Annotated in this window: 22 protein-coding genes; 17 read left to right on the top strand and 5 right to left on the bottom strand. The window is 65.5% G+C overall.

Annotation, left to right across the window (positions count from 1 at the left end; translation table 11 throughout):
• Positions 1–34: 34 nt before the first annotated feature.
• The 3 genes from EP380_RS04155 to EP380_RS04145 form a co-directional block, all read right to left on the bottom strand.
• Entirely contained in the window at positions 35–952 is a 918-nt protein-coding gene (locus EP380_RS04155; protein WP_106573353.1) for an ABC transporter permease, read from the bottom strand.
• 75 nt (positions 953–1,027) lie between these two features.
• Positions 1,028–2,566 carry an ABC transporter substrate-binding protein gene (locus EP380_RS04150; protein WP_106573354.1) on the bottom strand — a complete coding sequence of 513 codons (1,539 nt, stop codon included), beginning with the start codon at positions 2,564–2,566 and terminating at the stop codon, positions 1,028–1,030.
• 124 nt (positions 2,567–2,690) lie between these two features.
• The gene (locus EP380_RS04145; RefSeq protein ID WP_106573355.1) at positions 2,691–3,455 is read right to left on the bottom strand and encodes an IclR family transcriptional regulator; all 765 of its coding nucleotides are present in this window, start codon (positions 3,453–3,455) and stop codon (positions 2,691–2,693) included.
• A gap of 488 nt (positions 3,456–3,943) precedes the next feature.
• Here EP380_RS04145 and bchI point away from each other — a divergent pair, with 488 nt between their 5' ends.
• The 6 genes from bchI to EP380_RS23510 are packed head-to-tail and all read left to right on the top strand — an operon-like array spanning position 3,944 to position 10,632.
• Entirely contained in the window at positions 3,944–4,981 is a 1,038-nt protein-coding gene (gene bchI / locus EP380_RS04140) for a magnesium chelatase ATPase subunit I (protein WP_127597519.1), read from the top strand.
• A complete protein-coding gene (locus EP380_RS04135) occupies positions 4,974–6,836 on the top strand; it encodes a VWA domain-containing protein (RefSeq protein WP_164749754.1) in 1,863 nt (620 codons plus the stop codon). The genes bchI and EP380_RS04135 overlap by 8 nt, the downstream gene beginning before the upstream one ends.
• Positions 6,833–7,759, top strand: a complete 927-nt coding sequence (bchO, locus tag EP380_RS04130; RefSeq protein ID WP_127596920.1) for an alpha/beta fold hydrolase BchO — start codon at positions 6,833–6,835, stop codon at positions 7,757–7,759. The genes EP380_RS04135 and bchO overlap by 4 nt, the downstream gene beginning before the upstream one ends.
• Complete coding sequence (locus tag EP380_RS04125; RefSeq protein WP_127596918.1) at positions 7,756–9,330, top strand: phytoene desaturase; 1,575 nt, start codon at positions 7,756–7,758, stop codon at positions 9,328–9,330. The genes bchO and EP380_RS04125 overlap by 4 nt, the downstream gene beginning before the upstream one ends.
• Positions 9,327–10,487 carry a phytoene/squalene synthase family protein gene (locus tag EP380_RS04120; protein WP_127596916.1) on the top strand — a complete coding sequence of 387 codons (1,161 nt, stop codon included), beginning with the start codon at positions 9,327–9,329 and terminating at the stop codon, positions 10,485–10,487. The genes EP380_RS04125 and EP380_RS04120 overlap by 4 nt, the downstream gene beginning before the upstream one ends.
• Positions 10,480–10,632 carry a hypothetical protein gene (locus EP380_RS23510; RefSeq protein ID WP_164749753.1) on the top strand — a complete coding sequence of 51 codons (153 nt, stop codon included), beginning with the start codon at positions 10,480–10,482 and terminating at the stop codon, positions 10,630–10,632. Before EP380_RS04120 ends, EP380_RS23510 begins: the two co-directional genes overlap by 8 nt.
• Here the strand turns inward: EP380_RS23510 and EP380_RS04115 are convergent.
• On the bottom strand, positions 10,629–11,492 hold the full coding sequence (locus EP380_RS04115; RefSeq protein WP_238719721.1) for a carotenoid 1,2-hydratase: 864 nt from the start codon (positions 11,490–11,492) through the stop codon (positions 10,629–10,631). The two genes, EP380_RS23510 and EP380_RS04115, sit on opposite strands and share 4 nt — an antisense overlap.
• A gap of 2 nt (positions 11,493–11,494) precedes the next feature.
• The gene (gene crtD, locus EP380_RS04110) at positions 11,495–13,078 is read right to left on the bottom strand and encodes a 1-hydroxycarotenoid 3,4-desaturase CrtD (RefSeq protein WP_127596914.1); all 1,584 of its coding nucleotides are present in this window, start codon (positions 13,076–13,078) and stop codon (positions 11,495–11,497) included.
• Between the two features lie 102 nt (positions 13,079–13,180).
• On the opposite strand from crtD, the gene EP380_RS04105 reads away from it, so the two are divergent.
• The 11 genes from EP380_RS04105 to pufM all read left to right on the top strand — a co-directional run bounded on the left by EP380_RS04105 (position 13,181) and on the right by pufM (position 23,116).
• A complete protein-coding gene (locus EP380_RS04105; protein ID WP_127596912.1) occupies positions 13,181–14,050 on the top strand; it encodes a polyprenyl synthetase family protein in 870 nt (289 codons plus the stop codon).
• A 9-nt stretch (positions 14,051–14,059) separates the two neighbouring features.
• The gene (locus tag EP380_RS04100; protein WP_127596909.1) at positions 14,060–15,250 is read left to right on the top strand and encodes a methyltransferase; all 1,191 of its coding nucleotides are present in this window, start codon (positions 14,060–14,062) and stop codon (positions 15,248–15,250) included.
• Positions 15,251–15,390: 140 nt separating this feature from the next.
• A complete protein-coding gene (gene bchC, locus EP380_RS04095) occupies positions 15,391–16,332 on the top strand; it encodes a chlorophyll synthesis pathway protein BchC (RefSeq protein ID WP_238719720.1) in 942 nt (313 codons plus the stop codon).
• Positions 16,329–17,336 (top strand): chlorophyllide a reductase iron protein subunit X, encoded by a 1,008-nt coding sequence (locus EP380_RS04090; RefSeq protein WP_238719719.1) that lies wholly within the window; start codon positions 16,329–16,331, stop codon positions 17,334–17,336. Before bchC ends, EP380_RS04090 begins: the two co-directional genes overlap by 4 nt.
• 15 nt (positions 17,337–17,351) lie before the next feature.
• Positions 17,352–18,929: a chlorophyllide a reductase subunit Y gene (gene bchY / locus EP380_RS04085; protein WP_238719718.1), complete on the top strand. Its 1,578-nt coding sequence runs from the start codon at positions 17,352–17,354 to the stop codon at positions 18,927–18,929.
• Positions 18,923–20,368 (top strand): chlorophyllide a reductase subunit Z, encoded by a 1,446-nt coding sequence (gene bchZ, locus EP380_RS04080; protein ID WP_127596905.1) that lies wholly within the window; start codon positions 18,923–18,925, stop codon positions 20,366–20,368. The genes bchY and bchZ overlap by 7 nt, the downstream gene beginning before the upstream one ends.
• A 44-nt stretch (positions 20,369–20,412) precedes the next feature.
• On the top strand, positions 20,413–20,646 hold the full coding sequence (locus EP380_RS04075; RefSeq protein ID WP_127596903.1) for a hypothetical protein: 234 nt from the start codon (positions 20,413–20,415) through the stop codon (positions 20,644–20,646).
• 117 nt (positions 20,647–20,763) lie between these two features.
• On the top strand, positions 20,764–20,985 hold the full coding sequence (gene pufB, locus EP380_RS04070) for a light-harvesting antenna LH1, beta subunit (RefSeq protein ID WP_127596901.1): 222 nt from the start codon (positions 20,764–20,766) through the stop codon (positions 20,983–20,985).
• Between the two features lie 12 nt (positions 20,986–20,997).
• Positions 20,998–21,195: a light-harvesting antenna LH1, alpha subunit gene (pufA, locus tag EP380_RS04065; RefSeq protein ID WP_127596899.1), complete on the top strand. Its 198-nt coding sequence runs from the start codon at positions 20,998–21,000 to the stop codon at positions 21,193–21,195.
• A gap of 98 nt (positions 21,196–21,293) precedes the next feature.
• Positions 21,294–22,139, top strand: coding sequence for a photosynthetic reaction center subunit L (gene pufL / locus EP380_RS04060; RefSeq protein ID WP_127596897.1), 846 nt, complete (start codon positions 21,294–21,296; stop codon positions 22,137–22,139).
• Positions 22,140–22,150: 11 nt separating this feature from the next.
• Complete coding sequence (gene pufM, locus EP380_RS04055; RefSeq protein ID WP_127596895.1) at positions 22,151–23,116, top strand: photosynthetic reaction center subunit M; 966 nt, start codon at positions 22,151–22,153, stop codon at positions 23,114–23,116.
• Positions 23,117–23,127: the final 11 nt, after the last annotated feature.

Here is a 23,127-nt window from a genome sequence, read left to right as displayed (position 1 = left end):
TGCCGACGAGCCGGCATGGATACAGGTGCAGCGGTCATTTGTAACGGACCCTTGGATCCAGCACCGCCGAGAGGATGTCGGCGAGCAGGTTGGAGAGGACGAAGATCAGGGCGAAGAAAAACACCACCGCCTGGACGACCGGATAGTCGCGCGCATAAATCGCCTGGATGACGAGGCGGCCAACGCCCGGCCAGGAAAAGACCGTTTCGGTGACGATCACGCCGCCCATCAAGACGCCGAACTGCAGCGCGATCACCGTCAGCACGGGAATGAACGCGTTGCGCGCGACATGGCGCATGACGACGGTGAATTCGCCCAGCCCCTTGGCCCTCGCGGTGCGAACGAAATCCTGCCGCATCACGTCCAGCATCGTCGAGCGCATCACCCGCGCCAGCAGCGCGACGAGCGTGGAGGCCAACGTGGTGGCGGGCAAGATCAGGTGAACGAGCCCGCCGCTGCCACCGGTCGGCAGCCATTTCAGCCACACCGAGAAGATGAGGATGCACAAAACGCCCCAGTAGAAGGTCGGCACGGCCTGACCGAATGCAGCCAGGCTGCGCACCGCCACGTCGAGAAGCGAGTTGCGGTAATAGGCGGACACGATGCCGGCCGGAATGCCGACGCCGACGGCGATAAAAAGCGTCGCCAGGGCGAGCTGAATCGTCGCTCCGAGCCTCTCTGCGAGCAGGCTTATGGCCGGCTCTCCGAAGCGCAGGGAATTGCCGAAATCGCCCTGCAAGGCCTTGTAGAAGAACGCGACGAACTGCTCCATGAGCGGCTTGTCGAGCCCATACTGGACCCGAAACGCGTCCCGCGCCTCCTCCGAGGCATCGATCGGCAGAAACAGGTCCGTCGGATCACCGCTCAGACGCGTGAGGAAGAAACACACCACCACAATGCCGAGCAGCGACGGAATTGTGTAAAGAAGGCGGCGCAACACATAATCGACCATTGGACACCTGTGGTCGCGGGAGTGCGTGAAATCGGGCGGTAGGGCTTCGCGCCGGTCGGCGCGAAGCCCGCAACGTTAGTTCAAGGACATTCCGTAGATGACCCAGCGCTGGTCGCCGCGCGGCGCGAAGCCGTCCACACGCTCCGAAACGCCGTAGAGATCGACACCCTGGTACAGGAACAGCACATGCGCCTGATCGTGCATGATGCGCATGGCTTTACTGTAGATCTCCTGCCTCTTGGCGCGATCCAACTCGCTGCCACCGGCGTCGATAAGTGTGTCGAGCTCGGGATTGTTGACGTAGGAATACCGCCAGTCCGAGCGGTATTGCGAGAGCTGCAGATCGGGATCGTCGGCGGGAGCCAGCCCGACATAGCCCATCGGCTGCAGTTCGCGTCCACTGAGCTGACGCAGGAACTCGCCTGGTTCGAGCGATACCATCTGGGTTCTCACGCCGACGGCGCCCAGCATGCCGGCAACCGCTTCGGCCACTTCCCTGTCCTGCGCATAGCGGCCGGTGGGGAATTTGAACGTGATGTCGAAACCGTCGGGATAGCCGGCTTCGGCGAGCAACGCCTTCGCCTTTTCGGGATCATAGGGGTAGTCGCTGATGTCGGGATTGAAACCGACCTGCTCCTTGCGCAACAACTGTCCGTTGAGCGATCTCGCCTGCCCCTGAAACAGCCCTTTGATGATGCCTTCCTTGTCGACCGCATAGTTGATCGCCTGGCGAACGCGGACGTCATGCAGGGGGCTCTCCTGGCCGGGTAGATTGGACAGGGAGACCGTGAAGATCCGATAGCTGGGGATGGACAGCACCTCCAGGCCGGACTGGCCGCCGATCTGCGCCGAAGCCGCGATCGGGACATTGGTGGCAATGTCGAATTCACCGGCCATGAGCGCGGAGGCACGCACCATGTCGTCGGGGATCGGACGCAGCACGACGCGCTCGATTCCTTCGGGAGCCTGCCCCCAGTAATCGGGGTTCGCTTCCATCACCAGTTCGCTGTCGCGCACCCAGTCGGCCAGCTTGAAGGGTCCGGTGCCGATCGGCTTGCTGCCAAACCCGTCGGGCCCGCCGACTTCCTGCCAATAGGCCGGCGGGACGATGAAGACCTGGCTCAGCACGAGGTTAAGCGCGGGATAACGCTGGTTGAGATAAAGCATGACCGTGTGGTCATCGACCTTTTCGGCCCTGTCGATGACCACGGAGTAGCGCCCATAGGCGGGCGTGGTCTTTATGTCGGTGAAGATGTCGAACGAATGGACGACCGCATCGGCGTTGAAGGGCTCCCCGTTCGTAAATTGGATATTTTTGCGCAGCGAGATACGGACCGTCTTGTCGTCGACCAGTTCGTAGCCCTCGGCCAGGATCGGCTGCGCCTCATCGGAATCCGGCGGCACCCAGAACAGCGGCTCGACGATCAGGCTGCCGACATTGATCTGCTCCTGGGTGGTCGAATAGTTCGGCCACAGCGAAACGGGATCGAAGCCCTGGGCAATCGACAACACGCCCTCTTCCGTCGCCGAAGCCGGAACGACACCCACAAACTGCGAAGCCAGCAGCGACACCGACATCAAGCCGGAGAGAAACGTTCTTCTGATTATCGTCATGGATTTTACCCCTCTTTCCTTTTTGCGATAAGTTGATTTCACCCTGCGGCAGACCGAAACCCCGCAGAGCGGCGCCAGGTGACCGGGCCGGCTTTCTCCTTGGCCGGACCCGAGAATTTCGTGTTCAGAGCGTCTCCGTTGCACGCGCCGGGTCCGACCAGAACGGATCGCCCACGCTCTTTCCGATACGCAGCGCCTCCTCGCGCACCCGCGCCCGCATGCGCTTCAGCAACTGCTCGTCGACGGCGTCCGACGGATAGGAGATCGAAAACGAAATGTTTTCGTGACGCGCCGGGTCGCAAACGGCGGCGCCGACCGCCGACACGCCCGACCGCATGCCGTCGTACAGGTTGAAGACACCCGTGCGACGGGTCTCCTCGATCCTGGCCATGGCGTTTTCGCGCGTCTCTTCGCTATCCAGGCTGCCTGCGAGCGTGGCCAGGATCTGATCGTCCGCCTGCCTGGCCAAGAGCGTGACGCCGAGCGCCGTCGGCAATGCGGGCATGCGTCGTCCCACCGCATGCACGAGACGCAACGGATAGGAGCCCGACTTGGCCCGCAGGATGATGATGTCGGCGCCGGACAAGACGGCGACGTAGCCAACGAACTGGAACTCCGAGATCAGGTCGTCGATGCTGGTGTTGACCATCGACAAGAGCGACCGCGCCGCGACGAAGCAATCCGCCAAAGCGAGCGCCTCCACCCCGAGAACATAGCCCGCATCGCCCGCTTCGCGCTCGACAAGCCCGAACTCGCTCAACGTCTTCAGCAGACGCGACACCGAGCTTTTGGGGATGTCCAACTCCCGACACACCTCGCCGACCCGCAGCACCGGGCGCTCCTTGCTGAAGTGGGTGAGGATTTTGAGACCGTTTTCGAGCGAGCTCATGTCGTTCCATATACAGCAACAGTGTTGTTCTATATAGTTCAATCTCTATCCACCTTTTTGTCAACCCGGAATCTCCGCAAGCGCCCTTGCGGCACGCATACCGGCTGTGAAGATTCTCCATCGGCTTGATTGGAAAGGGATCTTTTTCCTCGAAAATCCGGGCGGGGCGGTCTCGATCACCGCGCCGCGTCCGGCCTCGGACAAAGCGGCAACCGACATGCGCCGACGCGCGCCGTCATGGCCGGACGCGTTGCAGCCGTCTCCGAGCGTCGAAAATGCGACGTGCCCTTCGCCGCCCGCTCCCCCATTCGAGAAGTCGGTGCCCGGCAAGCCGGCGCGGCCAGATCGGTAGACGACCGGCCGCTGCCGGGCGTCCCGCACACGGATCGACCTTGCGGGCCGGCGAGCGTGAAAGAAAAACCACGCGGCCCCTTCAATCCGGTGGCAAAATGTGTCAATTTATATTGACACTCAAGGTTGACGGCGCCATGTCCAGCCCCTTTCCCTTCTCGGCCATCGTTGCCCAAGAGGATCTGAAAAGAGCCCTGCTGATGGCGGCGGTGGAGCCGCTTCTGGGCGGCGTCCTGATCTTCGGCGATCGCGGCACCGGCAAATCCACGGCCGTGCGCGCCTTGGCCGAGCTGCTGCCGAAGATCGAGACGAGAAGCGGCTGCCGCTTCAATTGCACGCCCGCAGAGCCGCAGGCGGCCTGCCCGGTGTGCACCCCGCGGGACGGTGGAAAACCTGCGCGAATCGTCAAAATCCGCACCCCGATGATCGATCTGCCGCTCGGCGCAACGGAAGACCGCATCTGCGGCGCGCTCGATCTGGAAAAGGCGCTCGTGGCCGGGCAAAAGGATTTCGAGCCCGGCCTGCTGGCTGCCGCCAATCAAGGCTTCCTCTATATCGACGAGGTCAATCTCCTGGAGGACCACCTTGTCGACCTGCTGCTGGATGCCGCCGCGTCGGGTGTCAATGTTGTCGAACGCGAAGGGTTGAGCGTCCGCCACGCGGCCCGTTTTGCCCTTGTCGGCAGCGGCAATCCGGAAGAGGGTGATCTCAGGCCGCAACTGCTCGACCGGTTCGGCCTCAGCGTCGACATCAAAACCATTGACGAGCTGGATCAGCGCATCGAGGTGATCCGCCGCCGGGACGCCTATGAAGCCGATCCCGTTGCCTTCTGCCAACGCTGGTCGCGCAAGGACGCCTCCATCCGCAACCGGGTCGTCAAGGCCCGGAAGATACTCCGGCAGGTCGACATCCCCGACCATGTGCTGACACGTATGTCGCAGCTCTGCATGAGCCTGGGCATAGACGGCATGCGCGGCGAACTGACGTTGATGCGCGCCTGCCGGGCTGCGGCCGCGCTAGACGGACGGCCGCAGGTCGACTGGAACGACGTCTCCGACATCTCGCCGATGGTGCTGTGCCACAGGCTGCGCCGCGATCCGCTCGACGATGCCGGCAGCGCACCGCGGATCGAACGCGCCGTCGCCGCCGTCGCCGCCGGGGCCGGACATGGATGAGCTCGCCTCCATGCAGGGCTCCGAAACGGCCGCGCCCGACCCGTGGCAGGATGCTCTTGTGGCGGCAAAAATCCTCGCGGCCGGCGGGCCCGGGATCGGTGGTCTGTGGCTGAAGGCCAGGGCCGGCGGTGTGCGGGAGACCTATCTCAACCATCTCGGCGCCCTGCTCGATCCCGGCGCGGGTTGGGTTCGCGTACCCGCCGGCGTGTGCCTGTCCGCGCTCACCGGCAGTATCGACTTTCCAGCAACGGCTTTGGCGGGGCGCCTTGTCACCCAGCCAGGATTGCTGGCCAGGGCGGACCGGGGCGTGCTGCTCGTGCCCATGGCCGAGCGGCTGGAAGCGCCGGCGGCGGCCCTGCTCGGCGAGGCCATGGACACGGGAAGCTGCGCCAAAGCCGGACGGTCCGCCAACCGGAGCGAACGCGAAAATGCGCGGTTCCAGGTCATCGCGGTCGACGAAAGCGCCGGCCCCGACGAAAGCCCGCCGCAAGCGCTGACGGACCGTCTCGGCCTGATCGTCGACCTGAATGCGGTTGCCTGGAGCCAGGTCGCGTCTGTCGCCGCGCCTGCCTCCGCGGCCTCCCCCTCTCCGGTGGCGTTTGAGACAGTTACGGCCAGCGACGATCTGGTCCGGCTCTTCTCCGACCTTGCCTGCGCCGCCGGCGCCCGGTCCCTGCGCACGCTGCGCCATCTCGTAACCGCCTGCCGCATCCTGACCTGGCTCGACGGCCGGTCCCGTGTCAGCGAAAAAGACGTCCTGACCGCCCTGCGGCTGTGTCTCGGCGTCACGCTCACGCCACGGCAACAGGCCGCGCCCGAAAGCGCCGAGACGCGGGCGGGCGATCCGCCGCCTCAGGACATCGCCCATTCGGCGCGCGATTCAGACCCGCCGCAGGATCGACACGCGCCGCCCGAGGACGGCCCGTCCAGCCTCGCCGACCTCGGCGAGCTTCTGGCCGCCGTTGAAGCCGGAACGATTGCCGGCCTGCCGGATTTCACGTCCAGCACCACCGTGCGTTCGCCGCGCGCGCGTGCGGGCAAGTCCGGAGCAGCGCACAAGCAAGCGCGCCGCGGCAGGCCCGTCTCGACCGTCCGCTCCGCGCCCTATCGGGACGCGCGGCCGAACGTGATCGCAACGCTGCGCGCGGCCGCTCCGTGGCAGGCTCTGCGCAACCGGCAGCGCCAGCTTGTGGCGTCCAGGCTGCACAGAGGGCCCGCTGGCGGCAAGCAACCGCGCACGCTGATCACGCGGGACGACTACCGCTATCGGCGTCTGCGCCACGAGACACCGTCAACGGCGATTTTCCTCGTGGACGCGTCCGGCTCTACCGCACTCGAGCGCCTGGGCGAAACCAAGGGCGCGATCGAGCAGTTGCTCTCACGCTGCTACGTGCGCCGGGACGAGGTCGCCATGATCGCCTTCCGCGGCGCGGGCGCGGACACCGTCCTGCCGCCGACCCGGTCGCTGGTGATGGCCAAGCGCAAGCTTGCCGGCCTGCCCGGCGGTGGCCCCACCCCGCTTGCGGCCGGACTGGAACGGGGCCTGGACATGGCCCTCGCCGTGCGCCGCCAGGGCAGCACGCCCGTTCTGGTGTTGCTGACCGACGGCAGCGGCAACGTCGCGCTGGACGGCAGTGCGGACCGGGCACTTGCCGCACAACAGCTGACGCGCATTGCAACACGCTGCCGCGGCGAAGATATCCGGTCGGTGTGCATCGACATTGCGCGGCGCCCGCGCGCGGCAGTTGCCAGCCTGGCCGAAACCATGGCCGCCGAGCTGCATGTCCTGCGCCACGCGGATGCAAGCCATATGTGCGAGGTGGTGAACACATCGCTGGAGGAGGCGCGCTCGTGACGGCGCAGCGAACCTGGCTCGCCTGGGAGACGGACGGCCGGATATGGCCGCACCGCCAGGCGAGCCTGTTTGTCTCGACCGGCGGCTATCGCTGGCACGTGCAGATGTTCGGCCCGGATCAGGCCCCGGCATTCGTCCTGCTTCACGGCACAGGGGCGGCGTCCTTTTCCTGGCGCGCGCTCGTGCCGTTGCTGCAGGACCGTTTTCGCCTGGTCGTGCCGGACCTGCCCTGCCACGGTTTCACCCGACCGGAATCGGCGGCGGATCTGTCGCTGTCAGGCATGACCGCGGCCATCGGCGGTCTGCTTCAGCATCTTCATATCCGGCCGCAACTGGTTCTCGGCCATTCGGCCGGAGCGGTGATCGGGCTCTCCCTCGCGGCCGCTGCCGCGCGGCACAAGGACGGGTCCGTCGATCGGCCGCGGATGGTTTTCAGCGTCAACGGCGCCCTCAAACCGATCCGCGGCAACCGGCTGCTGTCGCCCATGGCAAAGGCGCTGTTTGCCAATCCCCTGTCGGCTTCGATGTTCTCGCTTCTGGCCAAGACGACCCCGCTCGGCAGCAATCTCCTCGCGGCAACCGGCTCGCGGATCGGTCCCGAGGGCGAGGCGATCTACCGGCTGCTGCTGGGGTCGTCCGGGCACGTGCGCGGCGCGCTCGGCATGATGGCCTCCTGGGACCTGGAACAGCTTCCATCCCTGCTGCGCCGCCTGCCGGTCCGGCTCGCGCTGCTCGCCGCCCGCGACGACCCCATGGTGCCGGCGACAAGTTCCCAAAACGCCGCCGCCCTCGCCCGGGACGCGCGCCTGACCCTCAGCGATACCGGCGGCCACCTGCTGCACGAGTGCGATCCCGAACGCGTTCACGCCTGGATCGACGACGCCTTGCGCGAACGCCATTCGAGCGGAGTGGATGCGGCATGAACATCGCCCAACGCTTCGCCAGCAGCGCTTCCTCCCCCGGGGCGCGGGACAAGCCCCATGCCGTCGTCATCGGCGCCGGCGTCGGCGGCCTCGCGGCCGGCGCGCTTCTGGCGGCGCGCGGCTACCGCGTCACCATATTCGACCCGCTCGACGCGCCTGGCGGACGCGCCTATGCCTACCGGCAGGACGGCTTCACCTTCGATGCCGGCCCGACCATCATCACCGCTCCCTGGCTGTTCGAACAATTATGGGCCGATTGCGGCGCGTCCCTGAAGGACGATCTCGATATCCGACCCAACACCCCGTTCTACAAAATCCGCTTCGACGACGGCACGGTGTTCAGCTATTGCGGCGACCGAGCGGCGATGGAAGCCGAGATCGGGAAGATCTCACCGGAGGATGTCGCCGGCTACCGCAGTTTCATGGCGGAAAGCCGGCGCATCTACGACATCGCCTTCCTGCGGTTCGCCGACCGGCCGTTTCACAGCAAGTTCTTCACCGCCGGCGCGCTTGCCAAGCTCGTGCGGCTCGGCGGCTACCGCTCGGTCTATTCGGTGGTTTCGCGGCATTTCCGGCATCCCAAACTGCGAACCGTCTTTTCCTTCCATCCGCTGCTTATCGGCGGCAATCCGTTCACGGCAACGTCGTTCTACTGTCTGATCGCGCATCTGGAGAGCAAGCACGGCGTCCATTACGTCCTGGGCGGCACCAACGCGCTGGTCGACGGCATGGCCGGTCTCGTCAGGCGCAACGGCGGCACGATCCGTCTCGGGCAAACGGTCGAAACCATCCTGACGAGCGGACGCAACGCGACCGGCGTCCGTCTGGCCGGCGGTGAAACGGTCGCCGCCGATATCGTCGTGTCGAACTGCGATCCCGCCGTGACCTATGGCCGGCTGCTGAAAAACCTGCCGCGCAAGCGCTGGACGGACAAAAAGATCCGCCGCAGCGACTATTCCATGAGCCTGTTCGTCTGGTATTTCGGCACCGACCGCCGTTTCGACGATGTCGGTCACCACACCATGCTTTTCGGACCGCGTTATCGCGGCCTGTTGAACGATATTTTCGGCAGCAAGCGGCTTGCCCGCGATTTCAGCCTTTATCTGCATCGCCCTTCCGCAAACGACCCCTCGGTGGCCCCGAAGGGCTGCGACGCGTTCTACGTGCTGAGCCCAGTGCCCAATCTCGCCGGCACCACCGACTGGAGCGAAAAGGCACTGGCCTATCGCGACCGGATCGCCGCGCGCCTGGAAGAAACGCTGCTGCCCGATCTGCGCCGGCATATCGTCACATCGCGCATCACGACCCCGGTCGATTTCCGCGACCGTCTGCATTCATGGCAAGGCGCCGCCTTTTCGCTCGAACCCAAGCTGTTTCAAAGCGCGTGGTTTCGCCCGCACAACAAGAGCGAGGAACTCGACAACCTCTATCTGTGCGGCGCCGGAACCCATCCCGGCGCGGGCCTGCCCGGGGTGGTCTGCTCCGCGCGGATCGTCGCCGATCTCGCGCCGGACCCGGCGCGGTTCGCCGCGTCCGCGCAGCCCGGGCCGCAACGCAGAGGACGACCATGAGCGCGATCGACACGGGCCGGCTCGAGGGCGCCGCGGCGCCCGCGCCATCGGGGCCTGCCTGGTCCCGCGGCCAGGCTTACGGGTTTTGCGGGCACCAAACGGATCTCGGCGCCTGTGCGGCAGCTATCCGCAAAGGCTCGAAATCCTTTCACCTGGCCTCCATGATCCTGCCACGGGAAACCCGTCAGGCCGCTCAGGCGCTCTACGCGTTCTGCCGCCATGCCGACGACCTGATCGACGATCCGCGCGCGAACCGGCTGGCACTGAACCGGCTGCGCGTCCGGCTCGACCTGATCTATCGCGGTACGCCGGCCGCCTATGCCTGCGACCGGGCCTTCGCGCGCACCGTGGCGGCCTATGCGATCCCCAAAACCGTGCCGTTGGCACTGCTGGACGGCTTTGCCATGGACATCGCCAACCGGCGCTACCGGACGATCGCCGAGGTCAAGACCTACGCGACCCGCGTCGCCTCGACCGTCGGCCTGATGATGGCGCTGGTCATGCGAACCGGCGACAGGCAAGCCCTGGCGCGCGCGGCCGATCTCGGCATCGCGATGCAACTGACCAACATTGCCCGCGATGTCGGCGCGGATGCGCGCCTTGGCCGGCTTTATCTGCCCGCCGACTGGCTCGAGGCTGCGGGTGTGGATGCGGAGCGTTTCCTGCGGGCTCCCCGGTTCTCGCCGGCGCTCGGCGAGGTGGTGCAGCGCCTCGTCGGGGAAGCGGCGCACCATTACCGGCTGGGTCATGCCGGGATCGCGGCTCTGCCGGCCAGATGCCGCCCGGCCATTCGCACGGCGGCACTGGTTTACGAGGAAATCGGGGCCGCAATCGCCGCCAACGGCTATGACAGCGTCTCCCGCCGCGCGCATATCAAGCTCGGCGGAAAGCTTGCGCTGATGCTGCGGGCCCAAGGGCCGGCCCCGAGCGGCCCGACCTCGTCGGCAAGGCTGCTGGGCGCCGCCGCGGATCCAGCGGCGGCCGAACTGGTCGCCGCGGCGGCGGACGCGTTTTCGCGCGCGCCGTCGCGAATAGCGGCCGATCGCGCCGATCCGGGCCGCTTCCTGACCATCATCATGCGGCTCCAGGCACAGACCCGAGACGAGCGGCGGTTCCGCCGCCTCGAGGCCCGGGAGAAAGCGTCCGGCCTTGTTTGAGGCTTATTTCGGCCTGATCGAAGTGGCCCTGGTTTTCGGCCTTGCCGTCGCCTTTTACCTCTGGCAGCGGCATGACCTGAAAAAGGCGCGCGACAAGACCCGCGCCCGCGAACGGCAACGGCAGGCGGACAAGAAAACCGACTAGGCCGAAGTCCGACGCGGCATGCGGAAGGGCAACATCAGCCGGACCATTGGATTGGCCAGCCGCCTGCAGTTCAGCGCTTCGTGAACCATGGTCACCGGCACGCCCTCAAGCGACGTGCGCACGAGCGCGCGGCTGTAAAAAGGCGTGTCCTCCAGCCTGCACAACAGCTGCGGCAAAGCCCCGGCGTCACAGCCGATTCCGCCGCCAACGCCCCACAGGCCGCGTGGAAGCGGGTGACGCGGCGGCGGCGTAAAGTCGGCAGCCGTGCCATCGGTCGAAAAAGACAGGCCAAGGGTACGCCGTCGGCCGTCCTTCAAAACCGCATCGTAGAGGATCGCGGCCGCCTCGGACCCAACCTGCCCGCGTGCCCAGTCCCAGCCGTCAAAGTCGGTTTCGAGGGGTCGGTCACCCGCGTTGAAGTCGTGATAGGCCTCGCCTTGCCAGCCGCCACCGGGAAAGAAATCGCTTTCAACGCTGATCCTGGCCCGCGGAAAGACCGGCCACCAGCGGTGATGCCCGTGCGGATCGAGCTCGATGACGACATGGTTTCGTATTTCCGGCTCAATGCGGATCGCTCCCGAGATGCGCGTCGGCAGCAGGCGCTGCCCGGGCCAGGGCAGCGCCATCTCGTCGAACTGGATCTCAAGCCCGTCGCCGTCCTTGGCATAGTCGAGGCGGCTGTTGCCGATGCACAGTCTCTGCGGCGTCCGCAAAAGACTTTTGCGCCCGCGTTCCGTCATCGCCCAACCGTTCCCGCCAGGCCGGTACAAGGCGACATTGAACGCGACGTGATCCTGCGGAGCCTTACGCCCGGCCCAGTGATAATAGGGCGAGAATACCGAACCGATAAAGGCAATCACCGTCAGCGCGAACTGTCCGCAGTCGCTGGTCGCGTCCGCATACCACCAGCAGTAGCCGCCGGGCGGAACCGGCCGGTCGAAGCAAGGTCGGCCAACAGGCAGTCGGCCGCGATCTTGCCCGACAGCGCCGCCATCGGCACGCCCGGCCCCGGGTGGACGCTGCCGCCTGCCAGGTACAGCCCCTGCAACGCAGCGCGGGCGCCCGGACGGTTGAACGAGGCCATCCAGCCGTGCGATGCCCGGCCGTAAAGGGCGCCGCCCGTCGCCGGATAGAGACGATCGAAAAGGTCCGGCGCGCTCAGAACCTGGGCCTGCCGGTTGCGTCGCAGCACCAATCCGTTTGCCGCCAGCCGGCGGTCCATCGCTGTCAGGCATCGATCCAACTCGCTTTCGGAATAGTCGTGCCGGTCGCCGTCCGCCGGCAGGTTCATCAAACAGTAGATGCGCTCGGCCGTCGCGGCGGCCGGCCCTGCGACACCGCCGCCGGTACGGTCCTGCGCGCAGACGTAAACCGTCGGGTCGTCCGGTGGCGCCCGCCGTTCGAAAACGGCGTCGAACTCGGCTTCATAGGCATCGGAAAAAAACACCGTATGGTGGGCAAGCGGCACCCCCTGCGGCCGCGCCGGAGCGCAGACGACCAGCGCGGATTGGGACCGTTGAGCGGGATTGCCACCTCTACGCGGTCTTTCCGGCCGCCCGAGAAGCTGCGCCAAGGCGGCCACATCGCCGTTGAAGACCACCTGCTCGGCCGGGACGGTTTCTCCACCCGACAGGCTGACACCGGCAACGCGCGTCCCGCCTGCAGCCGTCACGATGGTTTCGACACGGGCCGCGTATCGAATTTCCACGCCGAGACCGGCAGCCAGATCAACCAACCGCCGCGCCAGGGCGTGCATGCCGTCTTTCGGGATCCAGACACCGGTCTGCTCCACATGCGCGACCAGCATCAGGGTCGCCGGGGCGAGATAGGGCGAGGAACCGCAATAGGTGGCGTAACGGGCGAAGAGCTGCTTGAGACGCGGATCCGAAAAATAGTCGCCAAGAACCGACCAAAGCGTGGAAAAGGGTTTGAGGGCGAACAGAGCGCCCGGCTTCGTCATGCCGATCCGCCAGGAAAGGCTTACCGGATTGGGGCGGGTCGCGTCGATGAAGGTGGTTTTCAGCAGATCGAAAACCCGGCGGCTGTCGGCGGCAAATCTCTGAAAGCCTTCCGCCTCGCGATCGCCGGCAAAAGCCCGAATGGCTTCGACATTCCTGCCCGGGTCCGCGTGCAGATCGAGGCAGGCGCCGTCCCGCCAGTAATGTCGCGCCAGCAGATCGGCCTTTTCCAGCGCCAGTTCGTCGTCCAGGCAGGTGCCGCAGTCCTTCAACAGATCGTCGAAGACCCATTTCATGGTGAGGACGGTCGGACCCGCGTCGAACATCCGCCCGCCGGCCCGCACCTGGCGCAGCTTGCCGCCCGGCGCATCCGAGGCCTCCAGAACCAGCACCGAGCATCCGGCCGCAGCCAGCCTCAGGGCGGCCGCGATGCCGCCGATCCCGGCCCCGACAACCACGACCCTGTGCTTCGGTGCTCGTCTTCGCATGCAGCGCTCCGACGTTGACATTTACCCGCATTTCGTCACTTTATATTGACAGTGTATCGTCAATTAAAGTTGACATCCATGTCAAAAACAGGGAGCGGCCCCATGGACCTGTCGGAACGCATCGAAACCGGGATGCAAACTGCCATCCGCTACGCCACCGCAAATGGCTGCCCGCAAAAACTCGCCGGCGCGTTGCGCTACGCGGTCTTTCCCGGCGGCGCGCGCATTCGGCCGCGCCTCTGCCTCGCCGTCGCACTGGCGTGCGGCGATCGCAACCCCCGCGTCGCCACAGCCTCGGCCAGCGCCATCGAACTGCTGCATTGCGCCTCGCTGGTTCATGACGACCTGCCCTGTTTCGACAACGCCGCCACCCGCCGCGGCAAGGCTTCCGTCCATAAGGAGTATGGCGAGGAAATCGCGCTTCTGGTCGGAGACGGCCTGATCGTGGCCGCGTTCGAAACCATTGCCCGCGAAACGCTGCACGCGCCGCACCTGACCGCCCGCCTCATCTCCACCGTCGCCAACGCTGTCGGCTCGCCCTACGGGCTGGTCGCCGGCCAGGCCTGGGAAAGCGAACCGAAAATCAATATCGCCGCCTATCACCGCGCAAAAACCGCATCGCTTTTCACCGGCGCCGTCTCCACCGGCGCGCTGTCTTCGGAAGGCAATCCGCTCGACTGGTACGCTCTGGCCGATGCCCTGGGTGCCGCCTACCAGGTCGCCGACGACCTCTACGACGCGATGGACGAGAGCGGAAGCATGGGCAAGCCCGTCGGCCAGGACAGGCTGAACGGCCGGCCCAATCTGGTCGCGGAACTGGGCGTCGAAGGCGCCCTGAAACGACTTCTGGACCTGGTTGACCAGGCGGCGGACAACGTGCCGGACTGCGAAGGCGCCGGCATGCTGCGCGCCATGATCCACAAGGAAGCAAAACGGCTCATGCCGGCAAAACTGGCGGCAAGCGCCGCCTGACGCCGCGCGATGTCGGAGCGCGTCACAACACGCCCGCAAAAGGCCGAGACGCGCCCGACAAAAGGCTTGGCGCCCGACAGATCCGCCGTGCGCGGCCTTGGCCTGCGGATACGCCAATGGCGCAACGCCTTGCTGGGCTCTCCTGAATTTCGCAGCCGGATACAGCGTTTTCCGGCCACGAAATGGCTCGCCAACAAAAAAGCCAATGCGCTGTTCAGACTTACGGCCGGGTTCGTCCATTCGCAGGTTCTGGCCGCCTGCGTGAAGCTTCGCGTCTTCGATCATCTGCGCGATCGCAGCCTGAAGACCGCGGAGCTGGCCGAGCGCTGCGACCTGCCGGAGGCCCGGATGCGGCTGCTGCTGGAGCAAGCCGCGCGCCTCGGCCTGGTCAGGCAGGCCGAGACGGACGGGTGGATACTGGACGACGCCGGCGTCGTCGTGGCGACCGATCCCGGCATCGCGGCCATGATCGCTCATCACGACATGCTCTACCAGGATCTGGCCGATCCGGCGACGCTGCTCAGAGCACCGGAGACCGACACGCAATTGAAGCGGTTTTGGGCCTATGCTCGCAACGAAAAGCCGGGCGCCATCGATCCGGACCGCGCGGCGTCCTATTCCGGCCTCATGCAGGCAAGCCAGTCCATGCTCGCCGACTGCATTCTCGCCGCCCATGATTTCGGCCACTACAAGTCCATTATGGATGTCGGCGGCGGTGACGGCACATTTTTGGCGACCGCCGCGGCGGCCCATCCGCATCTCGCGCTGCACCTGTTCGAGCTGCCGCCCGTCGCGGAGCTCGCCCGCCGGAATCTGAGCGCGAAACCCCTGGGCGCACGCAGCGAACTGCACAGCGGAGATTTTGCCGCGGATCCGATCCCCGCAACCGCGGACTGCGTCTGCCTGATTCGCATTCTGTGCGATCACGACGACGCGCGGGCCCTCGCCATTTTGAACAATCTGCATCGCAGCCTGGCGCCGGGCACACGCGTGATGATTGCCGAGGCGATGGCCGGACCAAGCGAGGGCGCGCAGCTCGCCGCGGTCTATTTCAGCCTCTACTTCCTCGCCATGGGCTCCGGCCGGTGCAGGACGGACACGGCAATCAAGGGATTGTTGGTACAAGCCGGCTTCGGACGCCCGCATACGGTCGCAACGCCCAATCCCCTCCTGGCCACGCTGGTGTTCGCCGAACGTTAAACGACTGCAATGCCCGTCTCGCAAGCGACGGATCCGCCGTTTCCCACCAATGTGACTGTAAATTTTAATTGACACTCACATGCGTCAACTTACAATGACATATCGTGAGCCGCCAAACCCCGGCTGCGGGAGGCATGAAATTGGACACCACGGCAATCGTTTTCGAAAAGCCCGGCGCGCTGCGGGTCAAGCGCCTCGCGCTGAGCGCGCCGAAACGTGCCGACGTGGTCGTCGAAACCATCATGAGCGGCGTCTCGACCGGCACGGAAAAACTGCTGTTCGACGGCTCCATGCCGGCCTTCCCCGGCCTGGCCTATCCACTGGTCCCCGGCTACGAATCCGTCGCGCGCATCATCGAGGCCGGCCCTGAATCCGGACGTACGGCCGGCGAGACCGTCTTCGTTCCAGGGGCGAGCTGCTTCGAGGGAGCGGCCGGCCTATTCGGCGCTTCGGCCGACCGGCTCGTTCTGCCCGGCGCGCGGACGGTCCCGGTCGGGGACGATTTCACCGAGGACGCGGTTCTTCTGGCGCTGGCGGCGACGGCGCATCGTGCGGTCCGGCGGGCCAGCGGCCCGGTGGACCTCATTGTCGGCCACGGCGTTCTCGGTCGGTTGATTGCGCGGGTCGCGCAGGCGCTCGGAGCGGCATCGCTCCAGGTTCTGGAGACGTCTGCGGACCGGCGCACCGGCGCCACGGATTACGACGTTCTCGACCCGGCATCGCCTGCCATCCGCGCGAGTTGCAAGTGCATCGTCGACGCCAGCGGCAACCGGACCGCGCTCGATCCGGCCATTGCCAGGCTCGACAAAGGCGGGGAACTGGTGCTGGCGGGATTTTACGGCGACCGCGTGAGCTTCGACTTCCCCCCCGCGTTCATGCGTGAGATCTCGATCCTGCTGGCCGCGGAATTCAAACCGGCAGACATCCATGCCGTGCTGGATCTCGTGGCGACTGGCCGGCTGTCGCTCAAGGACCTTGTCACGCATCGCGCCCCGCCGTCCGAGGCGCACAGGGCCTACCGGACCGCGTTCGCCGATCCGGCCTGCCTGAAAATGGTGATCGACTGGAGGAAAGCCGCATGACCCTGGAAAACCCGACCAGCCAGCACTACCGGATGGAAGACTTCCTGCGCGAGGAGGCCGCCATCGAGCCGGACCCACCGGCCACGGGACCGGTCACCAAAGAAACCCAGATCATTGCCATTTACGGCAAGGGCGGCATCGGCAAGAGCTTCACCCTCGCCAACCTCTCCTACATGCTCGCCCAGCTCGGCAAGAAAGTGCTGCTGATCGGCTGCGATCCGAAAAGCGACACAACATCGCTGCTGTTCGGCGGTCGCGCCTGCCCGACGATCATCCAGACCGCCTCCTCGGCAAAGGAAGCCGGCAGCGAGGTGACCGTCTCGGATGTCTGTTTCAAGCGCGACGGTGTCTTCGCCATGGAGCTGGGCGGCCCGGAAGTCGGCCGCGGCTGCGGCGGCCGCGGCATCATCCACGGCTTCGAAACCCTTGAAAAACTGGGGTTCCACGACTGGGATTTCGACTATGTGCTGCTCGACTTCCTCGGCGACGTGGTCTGCGGCGGCTTCGGCCTGCCGATCGCGCGCGACATGTGCCAGAAGGTGGTGGTCGTCGGTTCAAACGATCTGCAATCGCTTTATGTCGCCAACAATGTGTGCTCGGCGGTCCAGTATTTCCGCAAGCTCGGCGGCAATGTCGGCGTGGCCGGCCTGGTCGTCAACAAGGACGACGGCACCGGCGAGGCCCAGGCCTTCGCCAAGGCCGTGGGCATTCCGGTTCTGGCGGCCATTCCCCAAGACGAGGACATTCGCCGCAAAAGCGCGAATTATCAGATCATCGGCATGCCGGGCGGCACCTGGGCACCGCTGTTCGAGACCTTGTCCGTCAATCTGGCCGAGGCTCCGCCGGTGCTGCCGGAACCGCTCGATCAGGACGGGCTGCTGGCTCTTTTCGATGCCAGCGAAACCGGCGCCGACTACCAGCTGACACCGGCCACCCCCGAGGACATGTGCGCGGCCGGCGCCGCCGACAGGCCGTCGCTCGAGGTGATTTACGACACGGTTTAACAACCGGACGGGATTATGAACACACACGCGAAGCACTTGGAGATGCAAGCCGTCGGAACCGCCGCGCCCCGCGAAAGCGCGGCGGCTGAACCGGGCGGTCGTGCCGCGGCGCACTCCGCCGGCTGCCATGGCGGCACGGAGCTGTCGAAAGCCGCGGCGCGGGCCGCGGGCAACCAAGACCTGATGGACCGCTACGAAAGCGATTATCCCAAGGGGCCTCACGACCAGCCGCAATCCATGTGCCCGGCCTTCGGCTCGCTGCGGGTCGGTCTGCGCATGCGCCGGGTGGCGACGATCCTGTCGGGGTCGGCCTGCTGCGTCTACGGGCTGACCTTCACCTCCCATTTCTACGGCGCCAAGCGTTCGGTCGGTTATGTGCCGTTCAACTCCGAGACCCTGGTGACCGGCAAGCTCTACGAGGACATCGTCGAGGCCGTGCACAAGATGGCGGATCCGGCGCGGTTCGACGCCGTCATCGTCACCAATCTGTGCGTCCCGACCGCTTCCGGTGTGCCGCTGCGGATGCTGCCCAAGGCGATCGACGGCGTGCGCATCGTTGGTATCGACGTTCCGGGTTTCGGCGTGCCGACCCATGCCGAAGCCAAGGACGTCCTGTCCGGCGCCATGCTCGCCTATGCGCGCAAGGAGGCCATGGACGGGCCGGTTCTGCCACCGCGCGACGGCCTAACGGACAAGCCCACGGTCGCTCTGGTGGGGGAAATGTTTCCGGCCGATCCGATGGTGATCGGGGCCATGCTGGAGCCGATGGGTCTGGCCGCCGGCCCCACCGTTCCGGTGCGCGAATGGCGCGAGCTTTACGCGGCGCTCGACTGCGCCGCCGTGGCCGGCCTGCATCCCTTTTACACCGCGACCTTCCGGGAATTCGAGGCCGCGGGACGCAAGATCGTCGGCTCGGCGCCCATCGGCCTGCACGGCACCGATGCCTGGCTGTCGGCCATCGGCGAGGCGTGCGGCATTGCCGCGGACAAGATCAATCTCAGCCGCAACGCCATGCATGGCGCCATTTCGGCGACGCTTGGCGACAACAGGATCGACGGCCGCATCACCTTGTCCGGCTACGAAGGGTCCGAACTCCTGGTCGGGCGGCTGCTGACGGAGCTTGGCGCGGATCTGCGTTATGTCGGCACCGCCTGCCCGAAGACGCCCTACAACGCAGCCGATGCCGAGTGGCTCGAGGCCCATGGTGTCGAGGTCCGGTTCCGGGCATCGCTGGAGCAGGATCTGGCCGCGTTCGAGGAATACCGGCCCGACCTGGCCATCGGCACCACGCCGGTCGTTCAAAAGGCCAAGGAACGCGCGACACCGGCGCTCTATTTCACCAATCTCATTTCCGCCCGCCCGCTGATGGGCCCGGCCGGAACCGGCTCTTTGCCGGGGGTGATTTCCACCGCGATCGCCAACAAGGACCGCTTCGTCAAGATGCAGCATTTCTTCGAAGGCGTCGGTCAGGGCGACACGGCCGGCATTTGGCAGGACGTGCCGCAGGACAAGAGCAGCTATCGGGCGAAATACGCCAAAAAGGTCCGTGTGTCGCAGAACGCGGTCGACAACGGGGAGAGCGTGGGATGCTAATCCTCGACCACGACCGGGCCGGCGGTTACTGGGGCAGTGTTTATGTGTTCACTGCCGTCAAGGGGCTGCAGGTCATCATCGACGGACCGGTCGGCTGCGAAAACCTGCCGGTCACCTCGGTGCTGCACTACACCGACGCCCTGCCGCCGCATGAACTGCCGATCGTGGTCAGCGGTCTGTCGGAAGACGAACTCGGCCAGCATGGCACGGAAGCGGCGATGAAACGGGCCCGCGAGGCGCTGGATGCCGACCTTCCCGCCGTTGTGGTCACCGGCTCGATCGCCGAGATGATCGGTGGCGGCGTCACGCCGGAAGGCACGAATATCAAGCGCTTCCTGCCGCGGACCATCGACGAGGACCAATGGCAGAGCGCGGACCGGGCGCTCAAATGGCTGTGGAGCGAATTCGGGCCGAAACGCGTGCCCAAACCGCGTGGCCGCAAGGACGGCGCCAAGCCGAAGGTCAATATTGTCGGCCCGATCTACGGCACCTACAACATGCCCTCCGACCTGCACGAAATCCGGCGCCTCGTGGAAGGCATCGGCGCGGAGATCAACATGATCTTCCCGCTCGGCAGCCACGTGGAGGACGTGCGCAAACTGGCCGACGCCCAGGCCAATATCTGCCTTTATCGCGAGTTCGGGCGGCTTTTGTGCGAAACCCTCGACCGGCCCTATCTGCAGGCGCCGATCGGCATTCATTCGACCACCGCCTTCCTGCGTTCGCTGGGCGAGATATTGGAGCTCGATCCGGAGCCGTTCATCGCCAGGGAAAAGCACACCACGCTGAAACCGCTGTGGGATCTGTGGCGCTCGGTAACCCAGGACTTCTTCGCCACGGCCAATTTCGCCGTCGTCGCCAACGAGACCTATGTGCGCGGCATTCAAAATTTCCTCGAAGAGGAAATGGGCCTGCCCTGCGCCTTTGCCGTCGCGCGCAAGGCGGGGACCAAGACCGACAATCCGCAAGTGGCGGAACTGATCGCGAGCAGGCCGCCCATGGTGATGTTCGGCTCCTTCAACGAGCGCATGTACATGGCCGAAGCGGGCGCGCGCGGGAAGTTCATCCAGCTCTCCTATCCGGGCGCGATCGTGCGCCGGCATACCGGCACGCCGGTGATGGGCTATTCGGGCGCCTGCTGGCTGATCCAGGAAGTCTGCAACGCGCTGTTCGACATGCTGTTCGAGATCCTGCCGCGGGCGGGCGAGCTCGATGCGATCGAGGCCACGGCCGCTCGGGCGCGCGCCGAGATGCCGTGGCAGGCGGGCGCCCAGGCGGCCCTCGACGAACGGATCAACCGGGAACCGGTACTGGTACGCATTTCCGCCGCCAAACGCCTGAGGGAAGCGGCAGAGCGGGAGGCCCGCCGCGACAACGCTTCGCACGTAGAGCTGACACATGTCGACAGGGCGACGCGCCTGTCGGCGGCGCCGGCCTGATCCCCCGACGGGGTCGGAATCGGCAGAACTGAGGGAGGTAGAAAATGCTCTCCACGGCACACGACAACCGGCTGGCCCGCCGTCACCGGGAGCGGGAATCGGAACGCCAGATGATGAAAAGACTGTTTTTCATCGTCTTTCCGCTCTGCCTGGCGGCCGTGGCGCTGGCGCGGGTCATCCAGGTGTTCGGCCCGCGCGACGGCACTGTCGAGGGCTCCGTTTTCGCCGAAGCCAAAGCTTCGGCCTATGCAGCCTTAGGGTACGCATTCCACGTGTGACCCAGGATTTTGCCGGTGTTCTCGACATCGGCAAGAGCCCAGTGAGACTGATCATCCGGCTTCACTGGAACCCGGCCGCGGGGGCGCCGCGGCGTTTCGAGACTAGGAGGTGAATTGATGGCTGATTCATCAAATGTCTCACTTTCGGGTCTGACCGAAAGCGAAGCGCAAGAGGTCCATGGATTCTTCATCCAAGGCTTTTTGATATTCACGGCGATCGCGATCGTTGCGCATATCTTGGTCTGGTTGTGGCGTCCCTGGATTCCTGGTCCGGATGGTTATGCCTCCCTCGACGGGGTCAACCAGACGGCTCAGGCGCTTCTGTCGATGCTTGCATAGGGAGGTCGCAACATGTGGAGAATCTGGCTCATGTTCGATCCGCGCAGGGCGCTCGTTGCTCTGTCGGTCTTCCTGTTCACGCTCGCCATTCTGATCCATTTCATCCTGCTGAGCACGGATCGTTTCAACTGGCTTGAGGGGAAACCCGTCACGACCGGTTCGATCGAGCAATCCGTCACGGGCAGCGAGGGTCTGAAGCTTATCGGCTGAAACGGGCGGCGGGCGCGGCCGTGTCAACGGTTCCGTCCGCCGCCAAAACACAAGACAGCCCTGTCGCCATGCGGCTGATCATCCGTAGGAGAGGAACAATGGCGCTGCTGAGTTTTGAACGCAAATATCGCGTACGTGGCGGGACGCTGATCGGCGGCGACCTCTTCGATTTCTGGGTCGGCCCGTTCTATGTCGGCTTTTTCGGTGTCACCACCGCGTTTTTCGCCAGCCTTGGCACCGCCCTGATCGTCTATGGGGCCGCGCTCGGCCCCACCTGGAACATCTGGCAAATCTCGATCGCGCCGCCGGATCTGTCCTACGGCCTGGCACTGGCCCCGCTGAAGGAAGGCGGGCTTTGGCAGATCATCACGGTCTGCGCGCTCGGCGCCTTCTGCTCCTGGGCGCTCAGGGAGGTCGAGATCTGCCGCAAGCTCGGCATCGGCTATCACGTACCCTTCGCCTTTTCCTTCGCGATCTTCGCTTATGCGACGCTGGTGGTGTTCCGGCCGTTGCTGCTGGGCGCCTGGGGTCACGGGTTTCCGTACGGCATTTTCAGCCATCTCGATTGGGTGTCGAATGTCGGCTACCAGTACCTGCATTTCCATTACAACCCGGCGCATATGATCGCCGTGTCGTTCTTCTTCACGACCTGCCTGGCGCTGGCGCTGCATGGCGGGCTGATCCTGTCGGCGGCCAATCCGGGCGAGTCCCAGGAAGGCGGCGGCAAGCAGGCCGAAGTCAAGACGCCCGAATACGAAGATACGTTTTTCCGCGACATTATCGGCTACTCGATCGGTACGCTCGGCATTCACCGGCTGGGCCTCATCCTCGCGCTCAACGCGGGTTTCTGGAGCGCTGTGTGCATCATCATCAGCGGGCCGTTCTGGAACCAGGGCTGGCCCCAGTGGTGGAACTGGTGGCTCGACCTGCCGATCTGGAGTTGAGGGGAGCTGTCATGACCCAGTATCAGAACATCCTGACCGTCGTTCAGATCAGCGGCCCGGTCGAAGCGGGCCTGCCCCTGCCCAAGGGCGACAGCGCCCGCAAGGGCACGCCGTTCATGTCGCGCCTGCTCGGCTGGATCGGCAATGCCCAGATCGGCCCGATCTATCTCGGCTATCTCGGCTCCCTGTCGTTGCTGTTCGGTTTCATCGCCTTCGAGATCATCGGCCTGAACATGCTGGCTTCCGTCGGCTGGGACCCGATCCAGTTCGTGCGCCAGCTGTTCTGGCTCGGCCTGGAACCGCCGCCGGCCCATTACGGCCTTACCGTGCTGCCGCCGCTCAACGATGGCGGCTGGTGGCTGATCGCCGGCTTCTTCCTGACCGCGTCGGTGCTGCTGTGGTGGCTGCGCGTCTACCGGCGCGCGCGCCAGCTTGAACTGGGCACCCATGTCGCCTGGGCCTTTGCCTCGGCGATCTGGCTGTTCCTGGTGCTCGGCTTTATCCGCCCGCTGCTGATGGGCAATTTTTCGGAAGCCGTGCCGTTCGGCATCTTCCCGCATCTGGACTGGACCGCGGCATTTTCGATCCGCTACGGCAATCTCTACTACAACCCCTTCCACTGCCTGTCGATCGTCTTCCTCTACGGCTCGGTGCTGCTGTTTGCCATGCACGGCGCCACGATCCTGGCGGTCGGCAAATATGGTGGCGAACGCGAGCTGGAGCAGATCACGGATCGGGGTACGGCCTCCGAACGCGCCGCGCTTTTCTGGCGCTGGACCATGGGCTTCAACGCCACCATGGAGTCCGTCCATCGCTGGGCCTGGTGGTTCGCCATCCTGACGCCGCTGACCGGCGGCATCGGCATCCTTTTGACAGGCACCGTCGTCGACAATTGGTACTTGTGGGGCGTTGAGCACGGGCTCGTTGCGCCTCTGCCCGACATCTATCCGGACGTCGTCGATCCGGCCGCGCGGTAAGGAGAGGGAAA

It is taken from the genome of Nitratireductor alexandrii, from assembly GCF_004000215.1.
GTDB lineage: Bacteria > Pseudomonadota > Alphaproteobacteria > Rhizobiales > Rhizobiaceae > Mangrovimarina > Mangrovimarina alexandrii.
This window is presented reverse-complemented; position numbering and strand designations above follow the sequence as displayed.